A 23,009-nucleotide genomic window follows, 5' to 3' on the forward strand; every position below is an offset into this window, starting at 1 on the left:
CCTGAGAAAGTTTTTGAGTAAGCCTGATATCTTTTAAATATACGCTAAGTTGTTTCGAGTTAGTCACTTTCATATTGAGGTCAACCAATTTGAACTGTTAACTTCATTGTTACACGCTATGACAGGTAAATCAATTTTTACACGCTATAGACGGTAAATATAACTTTACCTGTTATAACCGGTAAAAAGTTCCACTTCTGCCCTTTACTCACTTACTTGCCAATACAAAAACTCGAAATAGGGGACGGATTTGTTAGCTTTAGTGACTTTAGAACCATGTTCGGAACTGAAGAGAAATATTTACAATTTAGAGATTCGAATAAGTTTATTTTAAAACCAACCACTAAAGAATTAAACCAAAAAAGTAACCTTAGATGGTCGTAATGTTATCTCGTTGTCTCTTTACATTTCAAATTGAAAGAAGACAGCCAAATAAAAAAGGTGATTTAAATCACCTTTTTTACGTTCAAATTTAATAAAATTAACAAACAACATTTTATATTTCTATTTCTTGATTTATATTACTATTGTAATTTTTACTTATATGTTAGGGTATATACTTAACTTATTATATTTATTAGGTTGAATTGTAAAAAATTAGGATGGTAATTTTATGTCATACATGATTTATTTGTCTTTGAATGGCAAAAAACAAGGGCTGATCTCTGCTGGGTGTTCAACCCTAGATTCAATAGGAAACAGGTATCAAAATGGCCACGAAAACCAAATACAAGTACTGAGTTTAAACCACACAATAACGCGCCAGCAGAATGTCAGTCACCAGCCAATACAATTCATTAAACCAGTAGATAAATCATCACCATTATTAGCTATGGCAATAGATTCAAACGAATCTCTAAATGGTGCTTTTGTTTTTTACAGAACAAGTCAAGCTGGACAACTGGAATTATTCTATGAAGTAAAAATCACTGAAGCCACTATCACAGATATTTCTTGTATATACCCGCATTCTATAAATGATTTTGATGCCATGCCATATGAAAGAGTTTCACTCAACTATAAATCCATCTCATGGAATCATATAACAGCCGGCACATCTGCTTATAGCATATGGGAAGATAGAAATTATTAAATAAAAAATAAAACACTAAGCATATAAAAATATATGCTTAGTGACAAAAAGAAATATCCTTAACATACTTATTTGGTGCCATCCATGATGATTTACTACATGTTACATACCCTTCCAATTTTAACTCATCATCAACATAAAAAGATACAAATAAGGTAAGAATAAACCCAATTATCGATACACATGAAATATAATCCCCAATTTTACTATTAAGACGTTTCACCTTACCCAATGATATTCTATATAAAATAAAAGAAATATAAATCAACACAGGACTAAACCAAATAGCTCCCGCGCTTTTCCATGAGAATATAATAACACTATCATGCTTAAAAAAATCGATATAATCATTCAATGAAAAAAATATAGATAACACTGCCATAAAAAGAAGCAATAAAATTCCAGAATATAGTTTTGCTTTATTTTCATTTATATTATCCACGGCTAAATCTACCCCACATATTAAAAAACTGATCCGGATGGTATGGTGTCGGATTTGTTTTTTTATTTTTTATATTTTTAATTATCGTTTCACTAATTTTAAAGTGGTCATCTAACCAATATAAAGCAAGAGAAGTTAAAAACCCAATCGCAAAAACGCCAAGAGCTACAAGCATAAGACTTCCCCCTACAGCTAAAAGTGGAGAAACGATTAGAGTATTAGCAGCCGTAGCAATACCTATTGAGATAGCTAATTTTGCACCATCCATTGTTAAATTAACGAATAAATCAACCAATCCATATTCATCTTTGAATATTAACTCAACTAGTCTATATGCGGCTGAGAATACTATACCGAATCTAGCGCCTTGGGCAATTCCAGCCTCAATACCTAGCGTACCTACCCCAAAAGACACTATACGTGGATTATTAGCAAGATATCTTGTAGCGTTTAAATAGTTTCTTACACCAGGGTAACCTGATAACTTTATATATCTTCTTCCATCCTTACCAAAATACTCTGTTGCTTCCACACCGAAACTTCTTAAATCATTTACTATTCTTTCCACCCCAAAAGAATCATGGATATTACCAGCAAATGATGAAACTGGATCAGCATATGAATAAAAGGTTTTAATATTATTTTTCCATGAATTATAGAAATTATGATCTAGTGTTTTCATATAATCTATAGCTTCATCTTTTGTCAATAAAGCAATAACTTCTTGGTTTAGTTTAAATTGATGTTCCAATTCCAATAGCATACGGTTATATTTTTGTTCTTCTATTTGCTTCTTAAAATCAAGATGATCTTCTAATCTGTAATCATTATCAACAAATGTTTTTAACCGTGGATCATACTTCATCTTATAACTCCATCTGTATTATATAGCTTATTGAAATTTTAATTCATATTTTATCGGACTTAGCTATTTTTTCTTTAATTTTTCTGAATTATTGGGAGCTGGATCAAGTTTCCCTATTAATGGTGGGAGCCAGTATTGGCTTTGGCGAACACTTCAACCTAATAACCGTTCAGCAACGTTTCTTGGCCGAATATCGAGTTCTAAATTCAACGCCGACATAATCTTAAAGAAGGTCTCCAGCTTGGTAGAATCTGGGTGCAGCTCAAAGCTTGATACCGTGTCCTGCCGAATACCCACTCTGCTTGCCACTTTGCCCTGAGAAAGTTTTTGAGTAAGCCTGATATCTTTTAAATATACGCTAAGTTGTTTCGAGTTAGTCACTTTCATATTGAGGTCAACCAATTTGAACAGTTAACCTCATTGTTACACGCTATGACAGGTAAAAAAACTTCACTTCTGCCTTTTACCCACTTACTTCCCAATACAAAAACTCGAAAAAATCCTTCCTAACAGATCATCGGAAGTAAGCTCACCCGTGATCTCACTCAATGCCTGCTGCGCCAGACGCAACTCTTCTGCCAGCAATTCACCTGAACGGGCAATCACCAATTGTTCATGGCCCTGTTGTAAATGTTCCGCTGCGGTATTTAATGCTTGTAAATGACGACGACGAGCCAAGAAACCGCCTTCGGTATTACTGCTAAAACCCATCGTTTCTTTCAGATGATCGCGCAATAAATCGATGCCTTCACCACTACGGGCAGAAAGTCGAATGAGCGAGTAACCACTTACTTCTGCAATACTTGTCTCTTCATCGGTCATATCTGTCTTATTACGAACGACTGTGATAGGGAGCGATTTAGGCAGGCGAGCCATAAATTCAGGCCAGATTTCCACAGGTTCAATCGCATTCGTTGTCGTGCTATCTACCATAAACAGTACCCGATCAGCCTGCTCAATTTCCTGCCAGGCACGCTCAATACCAATACGCTCAACTTCGTCACTGGCTTCACGCAAACCCGCTGTATCAATGATATGCAACGGCATACCGTCAATATGGATATGTTCACGCAGCACATCACGAGTTGTACCTGCGATATCCGTCACAATCGCCGCTTCACGGCCTGCTAATGCATTAAGCAGGCTGGATTTCCCCGCATTAGGGCGACCGGCGATAACAACTTTCATCCCCTCACGCAAAAGGCTGCCCTGACGAGCCTGAGAACGTACATGCTCAAGCTCAGCCATCACGTCATCCAACTTGGCCTCGATTTTCCCATCAGAAAGGAAATCAATCTCTTCATCTGGAAAATCAATAGCCGCTTCTACATAGATTCGTAGGTGAGTAAGTGCTTCCACCATTTGGTGAACTTGAGTAGAAAAAGCGCCCTGTAAGGAATTCATCGCTGAACGGGCTGCTTGCTCCGAACTGGCATCGATCAGGTCAGCAATGGCTTCCGCCTGAGCTAAATCCAGTTTGTCATTAAGAAAAGCGCGTTCAGAAAACTCGCCTGGGTTAGCGATTCGCACACCTGGCAGAGTCAGAATACGTTTAAGCAGCAAATCGAGAATAACCGGCCCACCATGCCCTTGAAGCTCCAGTACATCTTCTCCGGTAAAGGAATTCGGCCCCGGAAAGTAAATAGCAATCCCCTGATCAAGTACCCGGCCATCCACATCACGAAATGGCAGATAATCTGCATAACGGGGTTTGGGTAATTTACCTAATACCACCTCGGCTACCTGTGCAGCTTTCGGGCCGGAAACACGCAAAATGCCAACCCCTCCTCGTCCTGGCGGGGTAGCCTGAGCAACAATCGTATCCGTGGTATTCATTTTTTCACCCAAATAGTTAAGGCGGTCATTGACCGCCTTTTCTGTTATAACGGCCAGCATGTATTCATTCTGGCTGAAGCTATGTTTTATTTCGCTGGCTTTTTCTCACGACTATGCAAGCCGCGTTTTTCCAGCCCACGATAAATTAATTGCTGCTGGATAATTGTCACCAGGTTACTGACGATATAGTACAGAACCAGACCTGATGGGAACCACAGGAAGAATATGGTAAATATGACCGGCATATAAGTCATAATCTTCTGTTGCATCGGATCAGTAATTGTCGTCGGAGACATTTTCTGGATGATGAACATTGTTACGCCCATCAGCAACGGCAGGATGTAATAAGGATCTTGCGCAGACAAGTCATTAATCCAACCCGCGAATGGCGCATGACGCAATTCAACAGAACCCATCAACATGTAATATAAAGCAAGGAAGATTGGCATCTGGATCAACAGAGGCAAACAACCACCCAGTGGGTTCACTTTCTCTGCTTTATATAACGCCATCATTTCCTGGCTCATACGCTGTTTATCATCACCAATACGCTCACGCATAGCCGCCAATTTAGGCTGTAACAGACGCATTTTCGCCATTGACGTGTATTGTGCTTTGGTCAACGGGTACATGATACCACGCACAATAAAGGTAATAACGATGATGGAGAAGCCCCAGTTACCAATAAAACCATGCAGGAACTTCAATAGTTTAAATAATGGCTGAGAGATAAACCACAACCAACCATAGTCTACGGACAGATCCAGATGAGGCGCTACAGCGGCCATCTCATCTTGAATTTCCGGGCCAACCCACAATGTAGAGGAGATCGTTTTCTCACTATTAGCCGCAACAGAGATTGGCGCACTCTTATAGCCAATCGCAGCCATCTCTTTACCTAATGCGGCTGTGTAGAAAGTACTAGTTTCATTTGCCGCGGGAACCCAAGCGGTAGCAAAATATTGCTGCAACATGGCAATCCAACCACCTTTGGTGGCCACGGATAAAGGTTCACCTTCAATATCGCTAAAGCTATATTTTTTGTATTTGGTATCGTCTGAAGAATAGGCCGCGCCACGGTAAGTATGCAGTGCGAAGTTACTGCTGCCTGTATCACGATGCTTTGGCAGTTCAACACTCTGTTTCAACTGACCAAAAAAGGTCATCTGTAACGGTTTTTCCGTCGTGTTATTAATATGGTAATCCACACTAATCGCGTATTCACCACGTTTCAGGACAAACGTTTTAACATAAACAATGCCATCTTTAGTGACGAAATTCATCGGGATACGCAATTCATCCTGCCCATCAGCCAATATATAGCTATCCTGTGCTGCGGTATACAGCGGGCGTTCACTATTCAGCGGATTATCTGGGCCATCTTTCCCCGTTAATCCACTTTGTGCTTGATAAGTGAAAGCAGATGTTGTTTCCAACAGCTTGAATGGTTGGTTTGAACCTAGGGTATCAGGATAGGCTAACAGGTCAGCCTCTTCGATATCACCGCCACGAGTATTGATGGTCAAAGAGAGCACATCAGTTTTAACTGTGATAAGTTTACCTTTTCCACTGCCTGGTACAGCCTGATTCTCACTGCTCGGCATATCCGTTTGTTGCGTGGCCTGTACTGTTGTTGGCTGCGGATTTTTATCTGCTTCCCATGCTTGCCAGACCAAGAAAGAAACGAACAGCAAAGCGATGAGAAGAAGATTACGTTGCGAATCCATCGTTAGTGTTCTCTGTTATCGTTGTTTTTTACGGGTGGGACAGGATCATCACCACCTTCATGTAAAGGGTGGCATTTTAATACGCGTTTCACCGTTAACCAACCGCCTTTTATCACCCCAAATCGGCATAATGCCTCAATGCCATATTGAGAGCATGTAGGATTAAAGCGACAACGGGGTCCCAACAGCGGGCTTATGACCAACTGATATCCTCGGATTAATCCGATCAGGAAGCGCGAGCCAAGCGACAGTGACGACGCCATAATTTACCCAAAGCTTCCGTTAACGCACGGTTATCAAGCTCAGCAACGCCTTTCTTAACCAATACCACAAAATCCATAGGAGGCAACTGATGTTGGTTTAAACGGAAGCTTTCACGGGCCAACCGCTTAATCCGGTTACGCTCATGGGCACGTTTAACATTTTTCTTGGCTATAGTAAGACCGATGCGGGGATGCCCCAGCTCGTTAAGGCGGCCAAGGATAGTAATCTCTGGCGAACTTGCCCGTTGAGGTTGCTGGAAAACATAAGTGAAATGCTTGGGAGTTAACAAGCGTAACTCCCTCGGAAAAGCGAGCGTAACCACTAGATGGTTAGCTTTATTACTTAGAAACGGTCAGACGAGCACGGCCTTTTGCACGACGGCGAGCCAGAACCTGACGACCATTTTTGGTAGCCATACGAGCGCGGAAGCCGTGAGAACGGTTACGCTTCAGTACGGATGGTTGGAAAGTGCGTTTCATAGCGATTTCTACCTAACTTAAGATTATTACTGATTCAGTAAACGCGTTGGCAGCCAGTGAGCATATAGACACCGATGCCTCAATCGCAACATCAATATAAAAGAAGCGGGATTGTAATAAAATGTACAGCTCTGAGTCAATTTACATAACACAAAGTCGGCCGGCTTTTCTACTGAGTTGGATGTTTACCAACACTCTGCCCATGCGTACACCAGAACCCTTCACTAAGAATTATCGGTAAAAAACTCTGGTATCGCACATAGGGTGCAACATTATACGGACTACTGAACAAAGCGCAACGATCACCGGCAGATCTTCGTTTTCTGCTATGATCCTTGGTCCGATTTTACTTTAAATATCAGCTTATTCTCGATCTGCATTTGACAACTACCATAACTCCACTACAACCCCTTTACAGCCCTATATTTCACAGACAATTTTATCCTGTGGATAAAAAGCGCTTAAACTGTGTAAAAGAATGAAGATCTATATCGTCTTTTGCGCTATGATCCCCAGCCATGATTTGGATCTTATCCTCGGATCATGGGGGGAGCGATGACATTAAAAATCGCCATACACATGACAACTGATCCATCCTCACCTTAGAGGAGTCGTTGTTTTGTACCCAATATAATGAGCTAACCACTCCGATTTCTTTAATTGTTAATTGGCCTTGTTTTAGGGGAGTCCACCGTGTCACTTTCGCTTTGGCAGCAATGTCTTGCCCGATTGCAGGATGAATTACCTGCCACAGAATTCAGTATGTGGATACGCCCCCTTCAGGCAGAGCTAAGTGGTAACACTCTGGCGCTTTATGCCCCAAATCGATTCGTTCTGGATTGGGTAAGAGAGAAGTATATCAACAACATCAATGGGTTGTTGAATGACTTCTGTGGAGCAGAAGTACCATTATTACGTTTTGAAGTTGGCAATAAACCCATTTCCCAAAATGATAGCCCGCCACAAAGGGTTGTTGCTCACGCGCCGGTTGCACCCGCACCACAAAACACATCAGTACGCCCCAGTTGGGATAACACCGCGGTACAACCAGAGCTATCTTATCGCTCTAACGTTAACCCGAAACATACTTTCGATAACTTCGTTGAAGGTAAATCCAACCAACTTGCTCGCGCTGCGGCAAGACAGGTCGCTGATAATCCCGGCGGTGCTTATAATCCACTATTTCTTTATGGTGGTACGGGTTTAGGTAAAACCCATCTATTACATGCCGTAGGCAACAGCATTATGGCACGTAAGGCAAATGCCAAGGTGGTTTATATGCATTCTGAACGTTTCGTTCAGGATATGGTCAAAGCATTACAAAATAATGCAATAGAAGAGTTCAAACGCTATTACCGCTCTGTCGACGCATTGCTGATCGATGATATTCAGTTTTTTGCCAATAAAGAACGCTCTCAAGAAGAGTTCTTCCATACATTCAACGCATTACTGGAAGGTAATCAACAGATTATTCTGACATCAGATCGCTATCCAAAAGAGATCAATGGGGTAGAAGATCGGTTAAAATCTCGCTTTGGCTGGGGACTAACCGTTGCCATTGAACCACCGGAACTCGAAACTCGTGTCGCTATCTTGATGAAAAAGGCAGACGAAAACGAAATCCAGTTGCCTGGAGAAGTTGCTTTCTTTATAGCCAAACGTCTGCGTTCTAACGTCCGTGAACTTGAAGGGGCATTGAACAGGGTAATAGCGAATGCCAATTTTACCGGTCGAGCGATTACTATTGATTTTGTACGTGAAGCATTACGTGACTTATTAGCACTGCAAGAAAAACTGGTTACCATTGATAATATTCAGAAAACAGTCGCTGAGTATTATAAAATCAAGGTGGCCGATTTACTTTCCAAACGGCGCTCCCGTTCCGTTGCCCGTCCAAGGCAAATGGCAATGGCGCTGGCAAAAGAGTTAACCAACCACAGCTTGCCTGAAATCGGGGATGCCTTTGGTGGACGTGACCACACAACTGTGTTGCATGCTTGTCGTAAGATCGAACAACTGCGTGAAGAAAGTCACGACATCAAAGAGGATTTTTCTAACTTAATCAGAACATTGTCTTCCTAGTGCTATGAAATTTATCATTGAACGTGAGCAATTGTTAAAACCACTGCAACAGGTCAGTAGCCCGCTGAGTGGGCGCCCTACTCTACCTATTCTTGGTAATTTATTACTACAGGTTACAGAAGGTTCCCTGTTGCTGACCGGCACAGATTTAGAAATGGAAATGATGGCAAGAGTCACGCTTTCATTGCCACACGCAGAAGGTGCAACCACGGTACCGGCACGTAAATTCTTTGATATCTGGCGAGGTCTGCCAGACGGAGCCGAAATCAGTGTAGAACTGGATGGCGACCGCTTATTGGTGCGTTCTGGCCGCAGCCGTTTCTCGCTCTCCACATTGCCCGCTTCTGATTTTCCAAATCTTGATGACTGGCAAAGTGAAGTGGAGTTTTCACTGCCACAGGCCACACTGAAACGCCTTATTGAATCAACTCAATTCTCAATGGCTCACCAGGATGTCCGCTATTATCTCAACGGTATGTTGTTTGAAACCGAAGGAGAAGAATTGCGTACAGTTGCAACCGATGGTCACCGTCTGGCAGTCTGTTCCATGGGAATTGGTCAAAAGTTGCCTTCCCATTCGGTTATCGTGCCACGTAAAGGCGTGATTGAACTCATGAGATTGCTGGATGGCGGCGATACTCCGCTACAGTTACAAATCGGCAGTAACAATATCCGTGCCCACGTTGGCGACTTTATTTTTACTTCTAAATTGGTGGATGGGCGTTTCCCTGATTATCGCCGCGTATTGCCAAAGAACCCGGATAAAACCCTGGAAGCTAATTGCGATATGCTGAAACAAGCTTTTTCACGCGCAGCAATTCTCTCTAACGAGAAATTCCGCGGAGTTCGCCTCTATTTCAGTGAAAACCAGCTAAAAATCACAGCTAATAACCCTGAGCAGGAAGAAGCCGAAGAGATTGTCGATGTCAGCTACCAAGGTACTGAAATGGAAATAGGCTTTAATGTCAGTTACGTGCTAGATGTACTTAATACATTAAGATGTGAAGAGGTTCGTTTATTACTGACTGATGCTATTTCCAGTGTTCAGATAGAAGACTGTGCCAGCCACAATGCGGCTTATGTCGTGATGCCAATGCGCCTGTAACCGGATTTATATTTCAGGTATATGACTCTCACGCGTTTACTTATCCGCGATTTTCGTAATATCGCCGCCGCTGATTTGCCTCTAGCTACCGGATTTAATTTTCTGGTTGGATCTAATGGCAGCGGCAAAACCAGCGTATTGGAAGCGATTTATACGCTAGGTCATGGACGCGCTTTTCGTAGCATTCAGACAGGGCGGATAATCCGTCATGACTGTGATGAATTCGTTCTGCACGGGCGGTTAAGACAACAAGAGAACGAGCGAGAACGGTCTATCGGTCTGAGTAAAAACCGTCATGGCGACAGTAAAGTCAGAATTGATGGTAGTGATGGCTGTAAAATTGCCGAACTAGCTAAGATGTTACCTATGCAGCTTATTACCCCAGAAGGGTTTACCCTGTTAAATGGCGGGCCAAAGTATCGACGGGCCTTTATTGACTGGGGTTGCTTTCACAATGAGCCACGCTTTTTTTCTGCATGGGTAAACTTAAAACGGCTACTCAAACAACGCAATGCAGCACTACGACAAGTTACCCGCTACAGCCAGATACGGCCTTGGGATCAGGAATTGGCGCCACTCGCTAACCAAATAAATCAGTGGCGTGGTGAATATGTTGCAAACATCACTCAGGATATTACGGATACCTGTAAGCAATTCTTACCCGAATTTACATTAAGTTTCTCTTTTCAACAGGGATGGGACAAAGAGAGTGATTATGCTGAATTACTGGAGCGCCAATTTGAGCGCGACAGAACGTTAACCTATACAGCTTCCGGCCCACATAAGGCAGATCTGCGCATTCGTGCGGAAGGAACGCCAGTAGAAGATATGCTATCCCGCGGTCAATTAAAGTTACTGATGTGCGCACTGCGGCTAGCACAGGGTGAATATTTCACCCGACAGAGCGGACAACAATGTCTGTATCTGCTTGATGATTTTGCCTCCGAACTGGATACCGGCCGCCGTCAGTTGCTGGCCGCTCGTCTAAAATCCACGCAAGCTCAGGTATTTGTCAGTGCGATAAATCCCGACCAAATAACAGACATGCTTGATGGAAATAGCAAGATGTTTCGCGTGGAAAATGGCAAAATAGAGGTTCAACCACAGGATTAAAAATGAGCGAGAAACGTTGATGTCGAATACATATGACTCCTCAAGTATCAAGGTATTAAAAGGGCTGGATGCGGTGCGTAAACGTCCGGGCATGTATATCGGTGATACAGACGATGGTACCGGCTTACACCACATGGTCTTCGAGGTTGTCGACAACGCTATCGACGAAGCCCTCGCAGGTCATTGTAATGAAGTTATCGTTACTATCCATGCAGATAACTCAGTCTCCGTACAGGATGATGGCCGCGGTATTCCTACCGGCATACACGAAGAAGAAGGTGTTTCAGCAGCCGAAGTTATTATGACCGTGCTGCATGCGGGGGGTAAATTCGATGATAACTCTTATAAAGTCTCCGGCGGTTTGCACGGCGTAGGGGTTTCTGTTGTTAACGCCTTGTCTGAAAAGCTGGAATTGGTTATCCGCCGTGACGGCAAAGTTCATGAACAGACTTATCACCTTGGCGTACCACAAAGCCCACTGAAAGTCGTTGGAGAAACAGAACAGACAGGTACCCGTGTCCGTTTCTGGCCGAGCATGGATACTTTCCGTAATAACACAGAATTTCAGCATGACATTCTGGCTAAACGCTTGCGTGAATTATCCTTCCTAAATTCCGGTGTATCCATCCGCCTTATTGATAAACGCACTAATACGGAAGACCACTTCCATTATGAAGGTGGCATTAAAGCGTTTGTTGAGTTTCTAAATAAAAACAAAACCCCCATTCATCCAAATGTTTTCTATTTTTCTACAGAAAAAGATGGCATCGGCGTTGAAATTTCAATGCAATGGAATGATGGTTTCCAGGAAAATATTTACTGCTTCACCAATAACATCCCACAACGCGATGGGGGAACTCACTTAGTTGGCTTCCGTACTGCGATGACACGTACCCTTAATAGTTACATGGATAAAGAAGGGTACAACAAGAAATCCAAAGTCAGCGCTACGGGTGATGATGCTCGTGAAGGTTTAGTTGCCGTTATTTCCGTTAAAGTGCCTGATCCAAAATTCTCTTCTCAGACTAAAGACAAACTCGTCTCCTCCGAAGTGAAAACTGCGGTTGAAACGTTGATGAATGAGAAGCTGGTGGAGTATCTGCTGGAAAATCCAAACGACGCTAAAACTGTCGTCAGTAAAATTATTGATGCTGCTCGCGCTCGTGAAGCAGCCCGTAAAGCGCGAGAAATGACGCGCCGTAAAGGGGCTCTTGATCTGGCTGGACTGCCAGGCAAACTGGCTGATTGTCAGGAACGTGATCCGGCACTCTCTGAACTCTACTTAGTGGAAGGGGACTCTGCGGGTGGCTCGGCAAAACAGGGCCGTAACCGCAAAAATCAGGCAATTTTGCCGCTAAAAGGCAAAATCCTGAATGTCGAAAAAGCGCGTTTCGATAAAATGCTCTCTTCCCAGGAAGTGGCAACCCTGATCACCGCATTGGGCTGTGGTATTGGCCGTGACGAATACAATCCAGATAAGCTGCGTTACCACAGCATTATCATCATGACGGATGCGGACGTCGATGGTTCTCATATTCGTACTCTATTGCTGACTTTCTTTTATCGTCAAATGCCAGAAATCATTGAGCGTGGTCATGTATTTATTGCTCAACCACCGCTGTATAAAGTCAAAAAAGGCAAACAAGAACAATATATTAAAGATGATGAAGCAATGGATGAGTACCAGTTATCCATTGCATTAGACGGCGCTGCACTTTACACCAATGAGCACGCGCCAGCCCTGAGAGGCGAGCCACTGGAAAAACTAGTGACTGAATTTAATGGTGTCCAAAAAATCATTAAACGCATGGAACGTCTGTATCCGCTAAGTTTATTGAATAGCCTAATTTATCATCCGAAGCTGACCGAAGAAGCATTGTCTGATAAGGCGAAAGTTGAAGAATGGATTGAAATGCTGGTCACTCGCCTGAATGACAGTGAACAAAACGGCAGCAGCTACAGTTATCGCCTCCATGAAAATCGTGAGCGCCAAATGTACGAACCGGTGCTGTGTGTTCGTACACACGGTGTTGATACTGATTATCTATTGGACTTCGATTTTGTCCACGGCGGCGAATATCATCGTATTACTCTGCTAGGCGACAAACTTCGCAACTTGATCGAAGAAAGCGCTTATATCGAACGTGGTGAACGACGTCAACCGGTTAGCAGCTTTGAACAAGCGTTAAACTGGTTGACTAAAGAGTCACGCCGTGGGTTGTCTATACAGCGTTATAAAGGTTTGGGAGAAATGAACCCTGAACAGTTATGGGAAACGACCATGAACCCGGAAACTCGCCGCATGATGCGTGTGACAGTAAAAGATGCCATTGCAACTGACCAACTGTTTACAACTCTAATGGGTGATGCTGTTGAACCTCGCCGAGCATTTATTGAAGAGAATGCCCTGAAAGCAGCCAATATTGATATCTAATTGATATTATTATCAATTTAAAAAAGCGCTCATATTGATTCTCTATGGGCGTTTTTTTATCTGTTATTTCCAATAGATAAAGTGTAATTTATTTTATGATTTTACAAGGTATAACTTAAAACTAATTTTTATATTTTCTTGGTAACATACAAGCATATAAAATAGAAAATATCACACTACCTACTCTAATTACCTCACTATTTAAATTAATAAACATCGATATAATTTCATGATAACCATCATATTTAACAATAAACAATTGAGCAGTTCCAAACATGACTATTATAAAGAATGAAAAAACAGAGAGAATATAACTCTCTCTTTTCTCTATAATAACTTTAACAATAAGAAGTAAAAAATAATATTACCAAAGATAAAAAATAGTACAGTAAAATATCCTGCCAAGTAGATTGAGTGGAAATTGTAACATCTATATAGTCCATAATTATTTTTCCTTTTCTAGCTGATAAATACTCAGAGCTGTAGCGTTATCAACAATTAGTCCAGTAACTAAATTAATTCCGATATTTTATTATATCTTTGAAAAATCATCTAGAATATCTTCTTGGCATTAAAATAATATACAATAAGGAAAATATAAAACCACCAATCTTTATACTTTCGCTTTTAAAATTAATAAATTTGGGTATATTGTACTCATATCCTGTTAAAATTAATTGATCACTAGATAATATAAGAACCAAGATAACACCAAAAATAACCATAATATTGTTATTTTTTTCTTCTATTATTATCCTAAGAATAAATAGAAAAAACAATATAACAAGAGATAAAACATAATAGTATAATATATCCAGCCATGATGATTTAGTAGAAATAATAATTTCGGCATAATCCATTATTCTTTTTCACCAATAATTTATCGTCAACATTTAAACTTCCTTGGGAACATTATCATAATTAAAATTGAAAATATCACCGCACTTACTCTTATTACCTCATCATTTAAATTCAAAAATATAAATGGTGGAATCAAGGAATAACTAAATTTAGATATAATTAATTGATCTATACAAAAAGAAAATAAAAAAACAAAAGGTTAATTATAAATAGAGAAATACTCTTTTTACTTTTCGTGTATTTTTTAATAAATAAAAAAAACATAGAAAAAACCATTATAAATAAAAAATATAATAAAAAATCCATATCAGATGATTGAGTAGATATAATTAGTTCCTGACCCATATTATTTCTCTTCTTCTGTTGTCTTATAAACATTCCGAAGAGCAATACCATCAACCACTATCTCCATAAAAACGATTTACTGTATATTTAGATAAAAATAATTAAAATATTTTATGTAATATAACAAAAATAAACCAATAAAGAAACAATGAACATAGCTATATGAATAAATCCACCCGAACAACGAGTGGATTTTTACATAAGTAAATGTATTAAAATAATTAAACCAAGATACGCAGCATACGACGCAGAGGCTCTGCGGCTCCCCACAACAATTGGTCACCGACAGTAAAAGCAGATAAATACTCCGAGCCCATATTCAGTTTACGTAAACGCCCCACAGGAGTATTTAACGTTCCCGTTACGGCTGCCGGGGTTAATTCGCGCATACTTAATTCGCGATCATTTGGGATAACACGAACCCAGTCATTATGCGCAGCCAGTAATTGCTCAATTTCAGGAATCGAAATATCTTTTTTCAATTTCAAAGTAAATGCCTGACTGTGGCAACGCAGCGCCCCGATACGTACACACAAGCCATCAACGGTAATGATGTTATTACCGGTATTGAGGATCTTGTTGGTTTCTGCCTGACCTTTCCACTCTTCACGGCTTTGACCATTATCAAGCTGTTTATCAATCCACGGAATCAAACTACCTGCCAACGGTACGCCAAATTGCTCAGTTGACATAGCACCGCTACGGGTGAAATCTGTTACTTTTCTTTCAATATCCAGAATAGCCGATGCCGGATCTTGCAGCTCTTTTGCTACCTGAGTATGTAGAGTTCCCATCTGAACCAGCAATTCCCGCATATGACGAGCGCCCGCACCAGAAGCTGCCTGATAAGTCGCAACAGAAGCCCATTCAACCAAATCATTAGCAAATAGGCCCCCCAAAGACATCAACATTAGGCTAACAGTACAATTACCACCAACAAAAGTTTTTATGCCTTTATCAAGACCTTGCTGAATATGCGTATGGTTAACTGGATCTAGAATAATGATGGAATCATCATTCATACGCAGCGCTGACGCCGCATCAATCCAATATCCCTGCCAACCTGTTGCTCTTAACTTTGGATAAATCTCATTCGTATAATCTCCCCCCTGACAGCTAATAATAATATCCAAAGCACCAAGCGCTTCAATATCAAAAGCATTCTGTAACGTACCTTGCTGACCAGTAAAATCAGGTGCTGGCTGTCCGTGCTGTGATGTCGTGAAGAATACCGGACGAATAACATCAAAATCCCGCTCTTCAATCATACGCTGCATTAATACTGAGCCGACCATACCGCGCCAGCCGATAAAGCCCACATTTTTCATCATTATTATCCTACTTTGGTGAGTGTTGATCAGTGATTCTGATTACACCAAAGCTGACAAAATATGACCAAGGACGCAAGTGAATTTATTAACTAATTCACAAGATATTTAGCACGTAGCCAGCAACAAGATATATAACAAATCGAGCATACGAGTAAAAAGCCACCTGTTGGTGGCAAATATTTACAATTAACTTTTAATTTTCAAGTCACATTCAATTGAGTTTTAGTTTTTTCTTTGGGATGCGGCTTAACACTTATTACTTCACCAGGTTTGGAAATAAAGCGGACAAACGTTTCATGGCTAACGAAAGTTGCGCCACAATTGATGTTTTGACATTGATTATAACGTTCTTTTGTATGGCTGGAATGCTCAAAGCTGCTGCGTGCATGAGCCGCTTTACCACAAAGAGGACACTTGATCATATTTTCTTACCCTTAACTAAAACATGAACTCTCATAATGTGAACAATATAGCAATGAGATCTCACTTAAAGAACAATTATTTCATATCGAGATCATCAATTTTTAATTCCAGAGTCAGTGCTGTTGTAAAACCACCACCAGATCCATTCACCGTGTGAGTGACTGTCGTTAATGTCCATTCGGCAGCATCTATTTCTGGTTTAAAACCGGTAACCTTGATTGGTATTTCAGGGTAGAGATCTGCACGCCCCTGAGCCAATTGAATCGAAAACGTCGCTGCTCCACGTTGCATTTTTTCCCAAGCAACCTTTGCTGCACGTTTAGCACTAACCTCATCAGCATAAGTACGAGAAAGCTCTAATACGTTATCTTTACTACCGATCAAATAAGATTTTAATTTATCAGCATTTTCCTGATTTTTTCGTTCAACGGTTAAGGTATGTTTTTTCTCCGGTTTACGGACATCCAACCAGTTTGCTACCACGCCGGTATAAGCCTCACGATCAGACAGAGTAAAATTGTGGTTGTCACCTGACCGACGTGTAATCACTAATGCAGGGATAACCGCACCACTGGCTGTTTTATTCTGTCCTTGCCGGATAAATATCAACTTACCATTTTTTACGGAAGCAATCGCCCCTTCCTGCCTTGCCAAGCGGGTAAGAAAACTACCATCTGACTCATTCGTCTGATCAATATGGTTAATAAATATCTTCGCAATATCCTGATGTAAATCAGCAGTAAGATTATTTCTAGCAGCGATAATATGGACAATATCACCTATCGTTTTCTTATGATAAGACTCTTCACGTCTCATATTGAGAGATTCACGGAAATCAGCACTACGGGCACGAATTGTTAATTTATCCGGTACTCCACTGTGGCCAATTTCATCCACAGTAAAACGTCCTTTACTAATCAGTGGTTGATCACGCCATCCCAACGCCAATGAAATCACATTACCTCTAGAAGGTAGCACCAAACTTCCATCTGCATCATCCAGTTCAATATCAAGCTGGTCGGCTTCAAAACCTCGATTATCTGTCATTGTTAGTGATATCAGGCGCGATTGAATGCGCCCGCTGATATCTTTATTATCAATTTCCAAAAGAAATGCCGGTGCATTGCCTTTTTCAGTTCCCCTGCCAAATTCAGACGTCATGACAATACCTCTCTGACTCTATTTGACAAATTGTCTGTAAGCATAGAGAACTGTTCTTGAAGATCACCGAACATTTCACTTAGAGAACTATCTACTCGCTTCAATGTCAACGTGAAATCAATTTTGCGGGCAGAACCATTCGACATAAATTCAGTTTTTGTCTGGTCGATACTCTCAATGACAAACATACCGTAAACCGTGCCGCTGCCATCTATAAAAGACCAAGCCTTACCGCTGTCAGCCATAACTTGTAGTATCGTCAATGATAAACGGCCACCAGTAATTTCTGGATATAACGAACCGGAAAGTGTCATTGTGTCGTTATCCGGCCCCAGAAATTGCCAGGCAGGCCGCACCCCAATACGGCTATTAAAAGCATGTCGCCATGACTGAGTATATTGCATACTCTGGTATGGCGTGGTTTTCAACATAAAAACAAATAAACCCAGTGCAGCCATCATAATTAGAATTCTCCTCTATCAGAGAATGAACTGCGTAAACGAGCCTGCTGTTTACGTTCCCGATCATCCAATTCGCGCCTAACCGCTGCTGCAATATCCTGCGCAGATTGCCCCGGCGCACCATAGATATTTATATGATAGACCGGCGATTCACTGCGGTATTCAACCACCTGACGTTTGTCCGTTTTCTTTTCCTGAATCTGAGGATAAGCATGAACCGGTAAACTCTGAACATGCAATGGTGCGGTTCTGGCGGCGGTAGAAGGCGCCATTACGCTTAAAGAAAATGCCGCAGCGGCAGCAAGTTTAGCAGTCTGTCGTCGGCTAATAACATTAACAGGGCCAGTGACAATCTCTGGTCCATATTCACCAACAATACCAAATCGACCAGCCGGAATAATGCCCCCTTTGTCATGTTTGGGCAGAACCGAATTAACATTAGGACTCACATTATTACTGGCATCTCTTGAAATATCTTCCTTTGACCGCATCCAGTCAGGGAGATACTCAGACAATGAAGTCAGTTTCTGTTTCAGGGCTTCCCATTTTTCATTAATCCCCTCCAATAAACTGTTAATTATCGCTGTGCCAACCTCTTTAAATTTACTAGGTAGATTCATTACGTCAGTAATAATTTCATTCCATTTATCCGAGATCGATATTTTAATATTCTCCCAGATATCCAATGTATTCTGTTTAACTAATTCCCAGGCATTACTAATATTAGTTTTAATACTTTCCCAAGTTTGCAGAACTCTCTGTTTAATGGATTCCCATTTCTCACTGAGGCTAATTTTAATATTTTCCCAAAGCTGAGAAAATTTCGGCCCCAATGTTTCCCAATTTTGCCAAATATAAACAGCAGCCATCGCAATTACACCAACAATGGCGAGGATTGGGTTAGCCATCATCAAACGACCGACGATCATCATGGTGCTACCCAACATTTTCAGAGCATTCCCGACTAATCCGAGCGCTCTCACACCAGTACTACCAAAGAAAGTAAGACTATATTTCGCTACAGCTAATGGAAGCAATATCGAAGCGATCGCCTGTGCCAATGCGCCAAACACAGTTAACATGCCTCCGACTACCACCGTAATAGTCGCAAGCGTTGCAGCCAAACGTGGATTGGCTTCCATCCACTCACTGACTTTATTGACTACATTGGTTACTTGCTGAGTGACTTCTCTTGCAGGACCTTCTACGCCAGAAAACATCTGAACGCCTAGATTACTCCAAGCGGCATTGAGTTTTTGGATATCACCAGTGAGATTATTCGTCACTACAAAGGCAACTTTTTGGGATTCACCTTGAACATTTTTCAGTTCAGAGATAAACGCTTGCAATCCTCCCTGCCCTGCCTGATTTACCAATACATCCAAAGCAGGAGCAGCATTTTCACCACCAATTGCTGTGAAATAACTTGTACGTTGTTTACCGCTCATTGAACGGGTTTTATCATCTAGTTCAACGAGAATATCAGGTAACTGCCGTAAATTACCTTTAGCATCACGAGTTTTAATATCTAATTGTTTCAATGCGACAGCAGCAGCTTTAGGTGGTTCAGCCAACCGGCTTAGTACACTACTCAGAACCTCTCCAGCTTCACTTCCCTTGATATTGGCATCACTTAGCTTTCTTGTAGCAGCCGCAACGGTTTCAATATCAACCCCCAAAGAAGTAGCCGCTGGAGCGACAGATTTCATGGTATCACCCAATCCCGCCAACGTTGTTTTTGAACCAATAAGCGTTGCCGTCAAAACATCACTAACATGCCCCATCTCTTCAGATTGTAATTTAAACCCTTCCAGTACATTAGTACTAATATCAACCACATTGGCGAAATCTGTACCGCTTGCCTGCGACATTAATACCGCGCCTGGCATCACATTCTTTATCTGGTCAGGAGAATACCCCTGGGAAGCATACAGGCTCTGCCCCTGTGCAATCTGGCTGGCAGGAATCCCTGTACTTTTGCTCAACTCACGACTTTGATTGAGCAACATAGTGTATTCAGGAGAATTTTTTTCAATATTAGTTTGTGCCTGAATTTTGGACATTTGAGCACTGAGATCATAACCCGGCATCAAAAAGTTTTTACTGGTTGTCAGTATCTTACTACCGGCTGATTTTGCACTAGCACCATATTGGCTAACGCGGTCACGAAGCTCTTTGATTTTGCTATAACGACCTTCACCGCGATTTTCTTCCTTTTTGTTACTGGTATGCGCAGTTTCCTGCGCATATTCAGGAGCAGAATAAGGTTTAATTGCTTCATAAGTCTGATTTAATCGCTTGAATTCATCACGATTTTGCCGGAGAGAATCCGCCAACCTTTTATTATTTCGCTGTGCGGATTTCAAGGCGCTGGTCAGCTTATTAACGGACTGTATTACCAATTTAAGCTGTGACTGTGTATTACTCATTTTCTGCACCACTTCGTAAGATGGCCCGATGTCGCCAGTCCAGTAATTCCGGTAGTGACATTTCATTTGTCACTGCCGGAGACCAGTGGAAAACGGTGGCAATATCTGCCACCAATTCATCTACGGTTAGTCGGTCTGGAAACCGGACTTCGCCGACTTCGGTAACAAAAAATTGACCACCTCAACACTGAGATTAATCAGATCGCCGGGCGTCATTGACAACAGATCGCTTTTAGTGAGCGCAGGTATGGTAACGCGTGGCAAAACCAATATCATTGAGTCCACATCCATTTCCAGCAAAGCCTGTAGCCGAGCACCACGCAGCGCGCCACTGTTCGGTTTGCGCACCACCACTTCAGTGATGTTGCTACTACCACGTGCAAGCGGTTCTTCTAATACGATTGTGCGCTGCTCGTCGTTTTGAGTAATTAGTGTTTCTGTCATGGTTCAACCTTGTTTATCCGATTAGATTAAAGACCCATAGCGCGACGATGATCTGCCAAGCGATCCTCACCATTAACGACTTCAACCATGTTAACGGTATCCACTTCGATCAGAACTTCACCATCCCACGTCAATTTGAAATAGGTGTTTTTAGCGCTTATTTTGGTCTGAGTATTATCTCCCTGCTTATAAGTACCGTGGTCAAACTCATGGAAGCGGCCACGCATCACGATTTCAACAGCAATCACATCGCTGGTATCATCGCGCTGGCAGGAGCCTGCAAAGCGCAACATTACGCCATCAGCTTTGGTCAGACCCCATTGCCGATAATGTTGAGCTTCCATTCCTCCCAGAGTAAATTCAACGTCCAATGCACCTTCATCCAAGCCTAAGTCCACGGTTGCGCTACCGTTCATACCACCGCCACGATAGGTTTCCAGTTTACGACTCAGCTTAGGCAGAGTAAGTTCTTCCACTATTCCCTGATAACTATTGCCATCATTAAACAAGTTCAGGAATTTAAGTTTGCGAGGTAATGCCATCTGTTTCCCCTTAGCCGTTTATGCTTTTCGCGAAATCCATCAGGTAACGATCTGTAATACGCTGGCGTAACATCATGTTTTCCAGTGGTGGTACAGGTGTATAGTCGTAATCGAGGGTCAATTTCCCTGCTTTCAAGGTGTCTTTATCATTAGCGTTTTCGTCATACCAACATTGACCGTCAATAATGTAGCCCCCAGATTTCAGTTCGCGGAACTTAGCATTGATACCTTCGATAATGTCTCGTACGAGTGAAGGAGTTAGTGGCTTATCGATTGCCCACATATGTGCTTCTGCCATAGTGTCAGCTAAGACTTGGGCAGTACGAGTGTAACTTTCGAACTGGAACAATGGGTCATCAGCGCAGGTACGGGAACCCCAGAAACGGAAGCCATTTTTACGGATAAGTGTCGTGATACCATTTTGGTTTAGCAGGCCTGAATCTGTTGCTGGATCTTGAAGATCCCAGAATACATCTGCTGAAAGACCGGTCACACCATTGACACCGATGTTGGACAGTGTTTTGTGCCAACCTGTTTCTTCATCAATTTTTGCACGCAAACCTAGTGCACGAGCTGTAGCATAGGCGATAGTTTCTTTATTAGAAACAGTATCCCAACTCAGGAAATCTGGCCAAATTAGCATTAATTCGCGCTGACTGAAGTTTTTGCGATATTCGATAACTTCTGAGATGGTCTTACTACCATAGGCGCTGATATAAGCCATTGCTCTCAGTTTTTGCGCGATACTCGCCAACTCAACAGCAACAGCCTTCGTATCCAGCCCAGGAACCCCAAGAATACGTGGCTTCACACCTAATTGGCTTTGTGCTGCCAACAGTGCCTGTATACCGGTTTTCTTACCTTCATTAGTTGTAGTACCAATGATGTTGCTGGTAGTTTGCTCTTCCGTTTCACCTTGTGCTACACGGACAACAACAGTAACGGGTTTAGACTGGTCTGAGATAGCTTTGAGTGCCTGAGGCAATGTACCGGTTTTACCAGCTTTGCCAATGGCGAGTGAAACATCAGTAATCAAGACCGGAGTGTTTAGTGGAAAAGTTTTTTCGTCTGCTTCAGGACCAGTACACACCATACCAACAATAGCGGTGCTAACTGTGGTGATGGTACGTGTGCCTTCGTTAATTTCCTGTACACGGACGCCGTGATGATAATCTTGTGCCATATTAGCGGTTCTCCTGTTAAGGTGTCCCGCTATGTTGAAGTATCCAAATTATTAAATCATTCGATGGGAAATGTGTGGGAGATGATACAAATCAGGTCGCTTAATTTATTATTTTTTCTAATAATTTAATTATTTGTACTTCATAGAGAGTGGAAAAAGAAACCTCTATAAATCAATATCTGTTTCTTCTGGAGTGAACTTTTAGCTCTGTTCATTGATTATTTTTTCACAGATTCCACCGACCAAAATAGATTATAATTTATACATATCAACGCATTTCTCTGTAAACCACAATTCTGGTCATTTATTAACACCCGAATATAGCCAATCTTCGGCATATATAGTCCCGCTTAGTACCAATACGAAACTATTCTTTCGGAAATTTCACC

General features: G+C 41.7%; 24 protein-coding genes. 6 read left to right on the forward strand and 18 right to left on the reverse strand.

Going from position 1 to position 23,009, the window contains the following annotated elements; all coding sequences use genetic code 11:
- The first annotated feature begins 216 nt into the window (after nucleotides 1-216).
- Both BA1DRAFT_RS24725 and BA1DRAFT_RS19010 read left to right on the forward strand, forming a co-directional pair.
- Complete coding sequence (locus tag BA1DRAFT_RS24725; protein ID WP_420865159.1) at nucleotides 217-384, forward strand: hypothetical protein; 168 nt, start codon at nucleotides 217-219, stop codon at nucleotides 382-384.
- 229 nt (nucleotides 385-613) lie between these two features.
- Entirely contained in the window at nucleotides 614-1,093 is a 480-nt protein-coding gene (locus BA1DRAFT_RS19010) for an Hcp family type VI secretion system effector (protein ID WP_036782360.1), read from the forward strand.
- 37 nt (nucleotides 1,094-1,130) lie between these two features.
- Here BA1DRAFT_RS19010 and BA1DRAFT_RS19015 read toward each other — a convergent pair whose 3' ends face one another.
- The 8 genes from BA1DRAFT_RS19015 to rpmH form a co-directional block, all read right to left on the reverse strand.
- Nucleotides 1,131-1,535: a DUF1240 domain-containing protein gene (locus tag BA1DRAFT_RS19015; protein ID WP_235201168.1), complete on the reverse strand. Its 405-nt coding sequence runs from the start codon at nucleotides 1,533-1,535 to the stop codon at nucleotides 1,131-1,133.
- Nucleotides 1,528-2,400, reverse strand: coding sequence for a hypothetical protein (locus tag BA1DRAFT_RS23630; protein WP_200868804.1), 873 nt, complete (start codon nucleotides 2,398-2,400; stop codon nucleotides 1,528-1,530). The genes BA1DRAFT_RS19015 and BA1DRAFT_RS23630 overlap by 8 nt, the downstream gene beginning before the upstream one ends.
- 153 nt (nucleotides 2,401-2,553) lie before the next feature.
- Nucleotides 2,554-2,787: a helix-turn-helix domain-containing protein gene (locus BA1DRAFT_RS19025; RefSeq protein ID WP_036782363.1), complete on the reverse strand. Its 234-nt coding sequence runs from the start codon at nucleotides 2,785-2,787 to the stop codon at nucleotides 2,554-2,556.
- An 84-nt stretch (nucleotides 2,788-2,871) separates the two neighbouring features.
- Nucleotides 2,872-4,236, reverse strand: a complete 1,365-nt coding sequence (gene mnmE / locus BA1DRAFT_RS19030; RefSeq protein WP_036782424.1) for a tRNA uridine-5-carboxymethylaminomethyl(34) synthesis GTPase MnmE — start codon at nucleotides 4,234-4,236, stop codon at nucleotides 2,872-2,874.
- An 86-nt stretch (nucleotides 4,237-4,322) separates the two neighbouring features.
- On the reverse strand, nucleotides 4,323-5,963 hold the full coding sequence (yidC, locus tag BA1DRAFT_RS19035) for a membrane protein insertase YidC (protein ID WP_036782366.1): 1,641 nt from the start codon (nucleotides 5,961-5,963) through the stop codon (nucleotides 4,323-4,325).
- A gap of 2 nt (nucleotides 5,964-5,965) precedes the next feature.
- Nucleotides 5,966-6,226: a membrane protein insertion efficiency factor YidD gene (yidD, locus tag BA1DRAFT_RS22355; RefSeq protein WP_071647079.1), complete on the reverse strand. Its 261-nt coding sequence runs from the start codon at nucleotides 6,224-6,226 to the stop codon at nucleotides 5,966-5,968.
- Nucleotides 6,190-6,549, reverse strand: a complete 360-nt coding sequence (rnpA, locus tag BA1DRAFT_RS19040) for a ribonuclease P protein component (RefSeq protein WP_071647078.1) — start codon at nucleotides 6,547-6,549, stop codon at nucleotides 6,190-6,192. Before rnpA ends, yidD begins: the two co-directional genes overlap by 37 nt.
- 16 nt (nucleotides 6,550-6,565) lie before the next feature.
- Nucleotides 6,566-6,706 (reverse strand): 50S ribosomal protein L34, encoded by a 141-nt coding sequence (gene rpmH, locus BA1DRAFT_RS19045; protein ID WP_000831330.1) that lies wholly within the window; start codon nucleotides 6,704-6,706, stop codon nucleotides 6,566-6,568.
- Nucleotides 6,707-7,399: 693 nt separating this feature from the next.
- Between rpmH and dnaA the strand changes: the two genes are divergently transcribed.
- From dnaA to gyrB, 4 genes are read left to right on the forward strand one after another with little or no spacing between them, the layout of a single operon-like run.
- Nucleotides 7,400-8,788: a chromosomal replication initiator protein DnaA gene (gene dnaA / locus BA1DRAFT_RS19050; RefSeq protein ID WP_036782378.1), complete on the forward strand. Its 1,389-nt coding sequence runs from the start codon at nucleotides 7,400-7,402 to the stop codon at nucleotides 8,786-8,788.
- A gap of 4 nt (nucleotides 8,789-8,792) precedes the next feature.
- Nucleotides 8,793-9,893: a DNA polymerase III subunit beta gene (gene dnaN / locus BA1DRAFT_RS19055; protein ID WP_036782381.1), complete on the forward strand. Its 1,101-nt coding sequence runs from the start codon at nucleotides 8,793-8,795 to the stop codon at nucleotides 9,891-9,893.
- Nucleotides 9,894-9,914: 21 nt separating this feature from the next.
- Nucleotides 9,915-11,006: a DNA replication/repair protein RecF gene (gene recF, locus BA1DRAFT_RS19060; protein WP_036782384.1), complete on the forward strand. Its 1,092-nt coding sequence runs from the start codon at nucleotides 9,915-9,917 to the stop codon at nucleotides 11,004-11,006.
- A gap of 19 nt (nucleotides 11,007-11,025) precedes the next feature.
- Nucleotides 11,026-13,440: a DNA topoisomerase (ATP-hydrolyzing) subunit B gene (gyrB, locus tag BA1DRAFT_RS19065; protein WP_036782387.1), complete on the forward strand. Its 2,415-nt coding sequence runs from the start codon at nucleotides 11,026-11,028 to the stop codon at nucleotides 13,438-13,440.
- A 548-nt stretch (nucleotides 13,441-13,988) separates the two neighbouring features.
- Here the strand turns inward: gyrB and BA1DRAFT_RS19070 are convergent.
- The 10 genes from BA1DRAFT_RS19070 to BA1DRAFT_RS19115 all read right to left on the reverse strand — a co-directional run bounded on the left by BA1DRAFT_RS19070 (nucleotide 13,989) and on the right by BA1DRAFT_RS19115 (nucleotide 22,620).
- Nucleotides 13,989-14,300, reverse strand: a complete 312-nt coding sequence (locus BA1DRAFT_RS19070) for a hypothetical protein (RefSeq protein WP_036782390.1) — start codon at nucleotides 14,298-14,300, stop codon at nucleotides 13,989-13,991.
- A 567-nt stretch (nucleotides 14,301-14,867) separates the two neighbouring features.
- Nucleotides 14,868-15,974, reverse strand: a complete 1,107-nt coding sequence (gene asd, locus BA1DRAFT_RS19080; RefSeq protein WP_036782396.1) for an aspartate-semialdehyde dehydrogenase — start codon at nucleotides 15,972-15,974, stop codon at nucleotides 14,868-14,870.
- 203 nt (nucleotides 15,975-16,177) lie between these two features.
- Nucleotides 16,178-16,399 (reverse strand): ogr/Delta-like zinc finger family protein, encoded by a 222-nt coding sequence (locus BA1DRAFT_RS19085; RefSeq protein ID WP_036782400.1) that lies wholly within the window; start codon nucleotides 16,397-16,399, stop codon nucleotides 16,178-16,180.
- Between the two features lie 76 nt (nucleotides 16,400-16,475).
- Complete coding sequence (locus BA1DRAFT_RS19090; protein WP_036782403.1) at nucleotides 16,476-17,561, reverse strand: phage late control D family protein; 1,086 nt, start codon at nucleotides 17,559-17,561, stop codon at nucleotides 16,476-16,478.
- The gene (locus tag BA1DRAFT_RS19095) at nucleotides 17,558-18,022 is read right to left on the reverse strand and encodes a phage tail protein (RefSeq protein ID WP_036782406.1); all 465 of its coding nucleotides are present in this window, start codon (nucleotides 18,020-18,022) and stop codon (nucleotides 17,558-17,560) included. Before BA1DRAFT_RS19095 ends, BA1DRAFT_RS19090 begins: the two co-directional genes overlap by 4 nt.
- A gap of 2 nt (nucleotides 18,023-18,024) precedes the next feature.
- Nucleotides 18,025-20,451, reverse strand: coding sequence for a phage tail tape measure protein (locus tag BA1DRAFT_RS19100; RefSeq protein ID WP_235201170.1), 2,427 nt, complete (start codon nucleotides 20,449-20,451; stop codon nucleotides 18,025-18,027).
- Nucleotides 20,444-20,563 (reverse strand): GpE family phage tail protein, encoded by a 120-nt coding sequence (locus BA1DRAFT_RS22360; RefSeq protein WP_200868805.1) that lies wholly within the window; start codon nucleotides 20,561-20,563, stop codon nucleotides 20,444-20,446. Before BA1DRAFT_RS22360 ends, BA1DRAFT_RS19100 begins: the two co-directional genes overlap by 8 nt.
- Before the next feature lie 14 nt (nucleotides 20,564-20,577).
- Complete coding sequence (locus BA1DRAFT_RS19105) at nucleotides 20,578-20,895, reverse strand: phage tail assembly protein (RefSeq protein WP_036782409.1); 318 nt, start codon at nucleotides 20,893-20,895, stop codon at nucleotides 20,578-20,580.
- 26 nt (nucleotides 20,896-20,921) lie between these two features.
- Nucleotides 20,922-21,437: a phage major tail tube protein gene (locus BA1DRAFT_RS19110; RefSeq protein WP_036782412.1), complete on the reverse strand. Its 516-nt coding sequence runs from the start codon at nucleotides 21,435-21,437 to the stop codon at nucleotides 20,922-20,924.
- A gap of 10 nt (nucleotides 21,438-21,447) precedes the next feature.
- Entirely contained in the window at nucleotides 21,448-22,620 is a 1,173-nt protein-coding gene (locus BA1DRAFT_RS19115) for a phage tail sheath protein (protein WP_036782415.1), read from the reverse strand.
- Between the last annotated feature and the right edge of the window lie 389 nt (nucleotides 22,621-23,009).

Origin of the sequence: Photorhabdus aegyptia (genome assembly GCF_000612035.1) — a bacterium.
In the GTDB taxonomy this organism is placed as follows: Bacteria; Pseudomonadota; Gammaproteobacteria; order Enterobacterales; family Enterobacteriaceae; genus Photorhabdus; species Photorhabdus akhurstii.

What these genes read in the sequence shown, in the direction of transcription:
- BA1DRAFT_RS19010 (WP_036782360.1), top strand. Translation starts at nt 614, where the DNA reads ATGTCATACATGATTTATTTGTCTTTGAATGGCAAAAAACAAGGGCTG.
- BA1DRAFT_RS23630 (WP_200868804.1), bottom strand. Translation starts at nt 2,400, where the DNA reads ATGAAGTATGATCCACGGTTAAAAACATTTGTTGATAATGATTACAGA.
- BA1DRAFT_RS19025 (WP_036782363.1), bottom strand. Translation starts at nt 2,787, where the DNA reads ATGAAAGTGACTAACTCGAAACAACTTAGCGTATATTTAAAAGATATC.
- mnmE (WP_036782424.1), bottom strand. Translation starts at nt 4,236, where the DNA reads ATGAATACCACGGATACGATTGTTGCTCAGGCTACCCCGCCAGGACGA.
- yidC (WP_036782366.1), bottom strand. Translation starts at nt 5,963, where the DNA reads ATGGATTCGCAACGTAATCTTCTTCTCATCGCTTTGCTGTTCGTTTCT.
- yidD (WP_071647079.1), bottom strand. Translation starts at nt 6,226, where the DNA reads ATGGCGTCGTCACTGTCGCTTGGCTCGCGCTTCCTGATCGGATTAATC.
- rpmH (WP_000831330.1), bottom strand. Translation starts at nt 6,706, where the DNA reads ATGAAACGCACTTTCCAACCATCCGTACTGAAGCGTAACCGTTCTCAC.
- dnaN (WP_036782381.1), top strand. Translation starts at nt 8,793, where the DNA reads ATGAAATTTATCATTGAACGTGAGCAATTGTTAAAACCACTGCAACAG.
- recF (WP_036782384.1), top strand. Translation starts at nt 9,915, where the DNA reads ATGACTCTCACGCGTTTACTTATCCGCGATTTTCGTAATATCGCCGCC.
- gyrB (WP_036782387.1), top strand. Translation starts at nt 11,026, where the DNA reads ATGTCGAATACATATGACTCCTCAAGTATCAAGGTATTAAAAGGGCTG.
- BA1DRAFT_RS19070 (WP_036782390.1), bottom strand. Translation starts at nt 14,300, where the DNA reads ATGGATTATGCCGAAATTATTATTTCTACTAAATCATCATGGCTGGAT.
- asd (WP_036782396.1), bottom strand. Translation starts at nt 15,974, where the DNA reads ATGAAAAATGTGGGCTTTATCGGCTGGCGCGGTATGGTCGGCTCAGTA.
- BA1DRAFT_RS19085 (WP_036782400.1), bottom strand. Translation starts at nt 16,399, where the DNA reads ATGATCAAGTGTCCTCTTTGTGGTAAAGCGGCTCATGCACGCAGCAGC.
- BA1DRAFT_RS19090 (WP_036782403.1), bottom strand. Translation starts at nt 17,561, where the DNA reads ATGACGTCTGAATTTGGCAGGGGAACTGAAAAAGGCAATGCACCGGCA.
- BA1DRAFT_RS19095 (WP_036782406.1), bottom strand. Translation starts at nt 18,022, where the DNA reads ATGATGGCTGCACTGGGTTTATTTGTTTTTATGTTGAAAACCACGCCA.
- BA1DRAFT_RS19100 (WP_235201170.1), bottom strand. Translation starts at nt 20,451, where the DNA reads ATGAGTAATACACAGTCACAGCTTAAATTGGTAATACAGTCCGTTAAT.
- BA1DRAFT_RS19105 (WP_036782409.1), bottom strand. Translation starts at nt 20,895, where the DNA reads ATGACAGAAACACTAATTACTCAAAACGACGAGCAGCGCACAATCGTA.
- BA1DRAFT_RS19110 (WP_036782412.1), bottom strand. Translation starts at nt 21,437, where the DNA reads ATGGCATTACCTCGCAAACTTAAATTCCTGAACTTGTTTAATGATGGC.
- BA1DRAFT_RS19115 (WP_036782415.1), bottom strand. Translation starts at nt 22,620, where the DNA reads ATGGCACAAGATTATCATCACGGCGTCCGTGTACAGGAAATTAACGAA.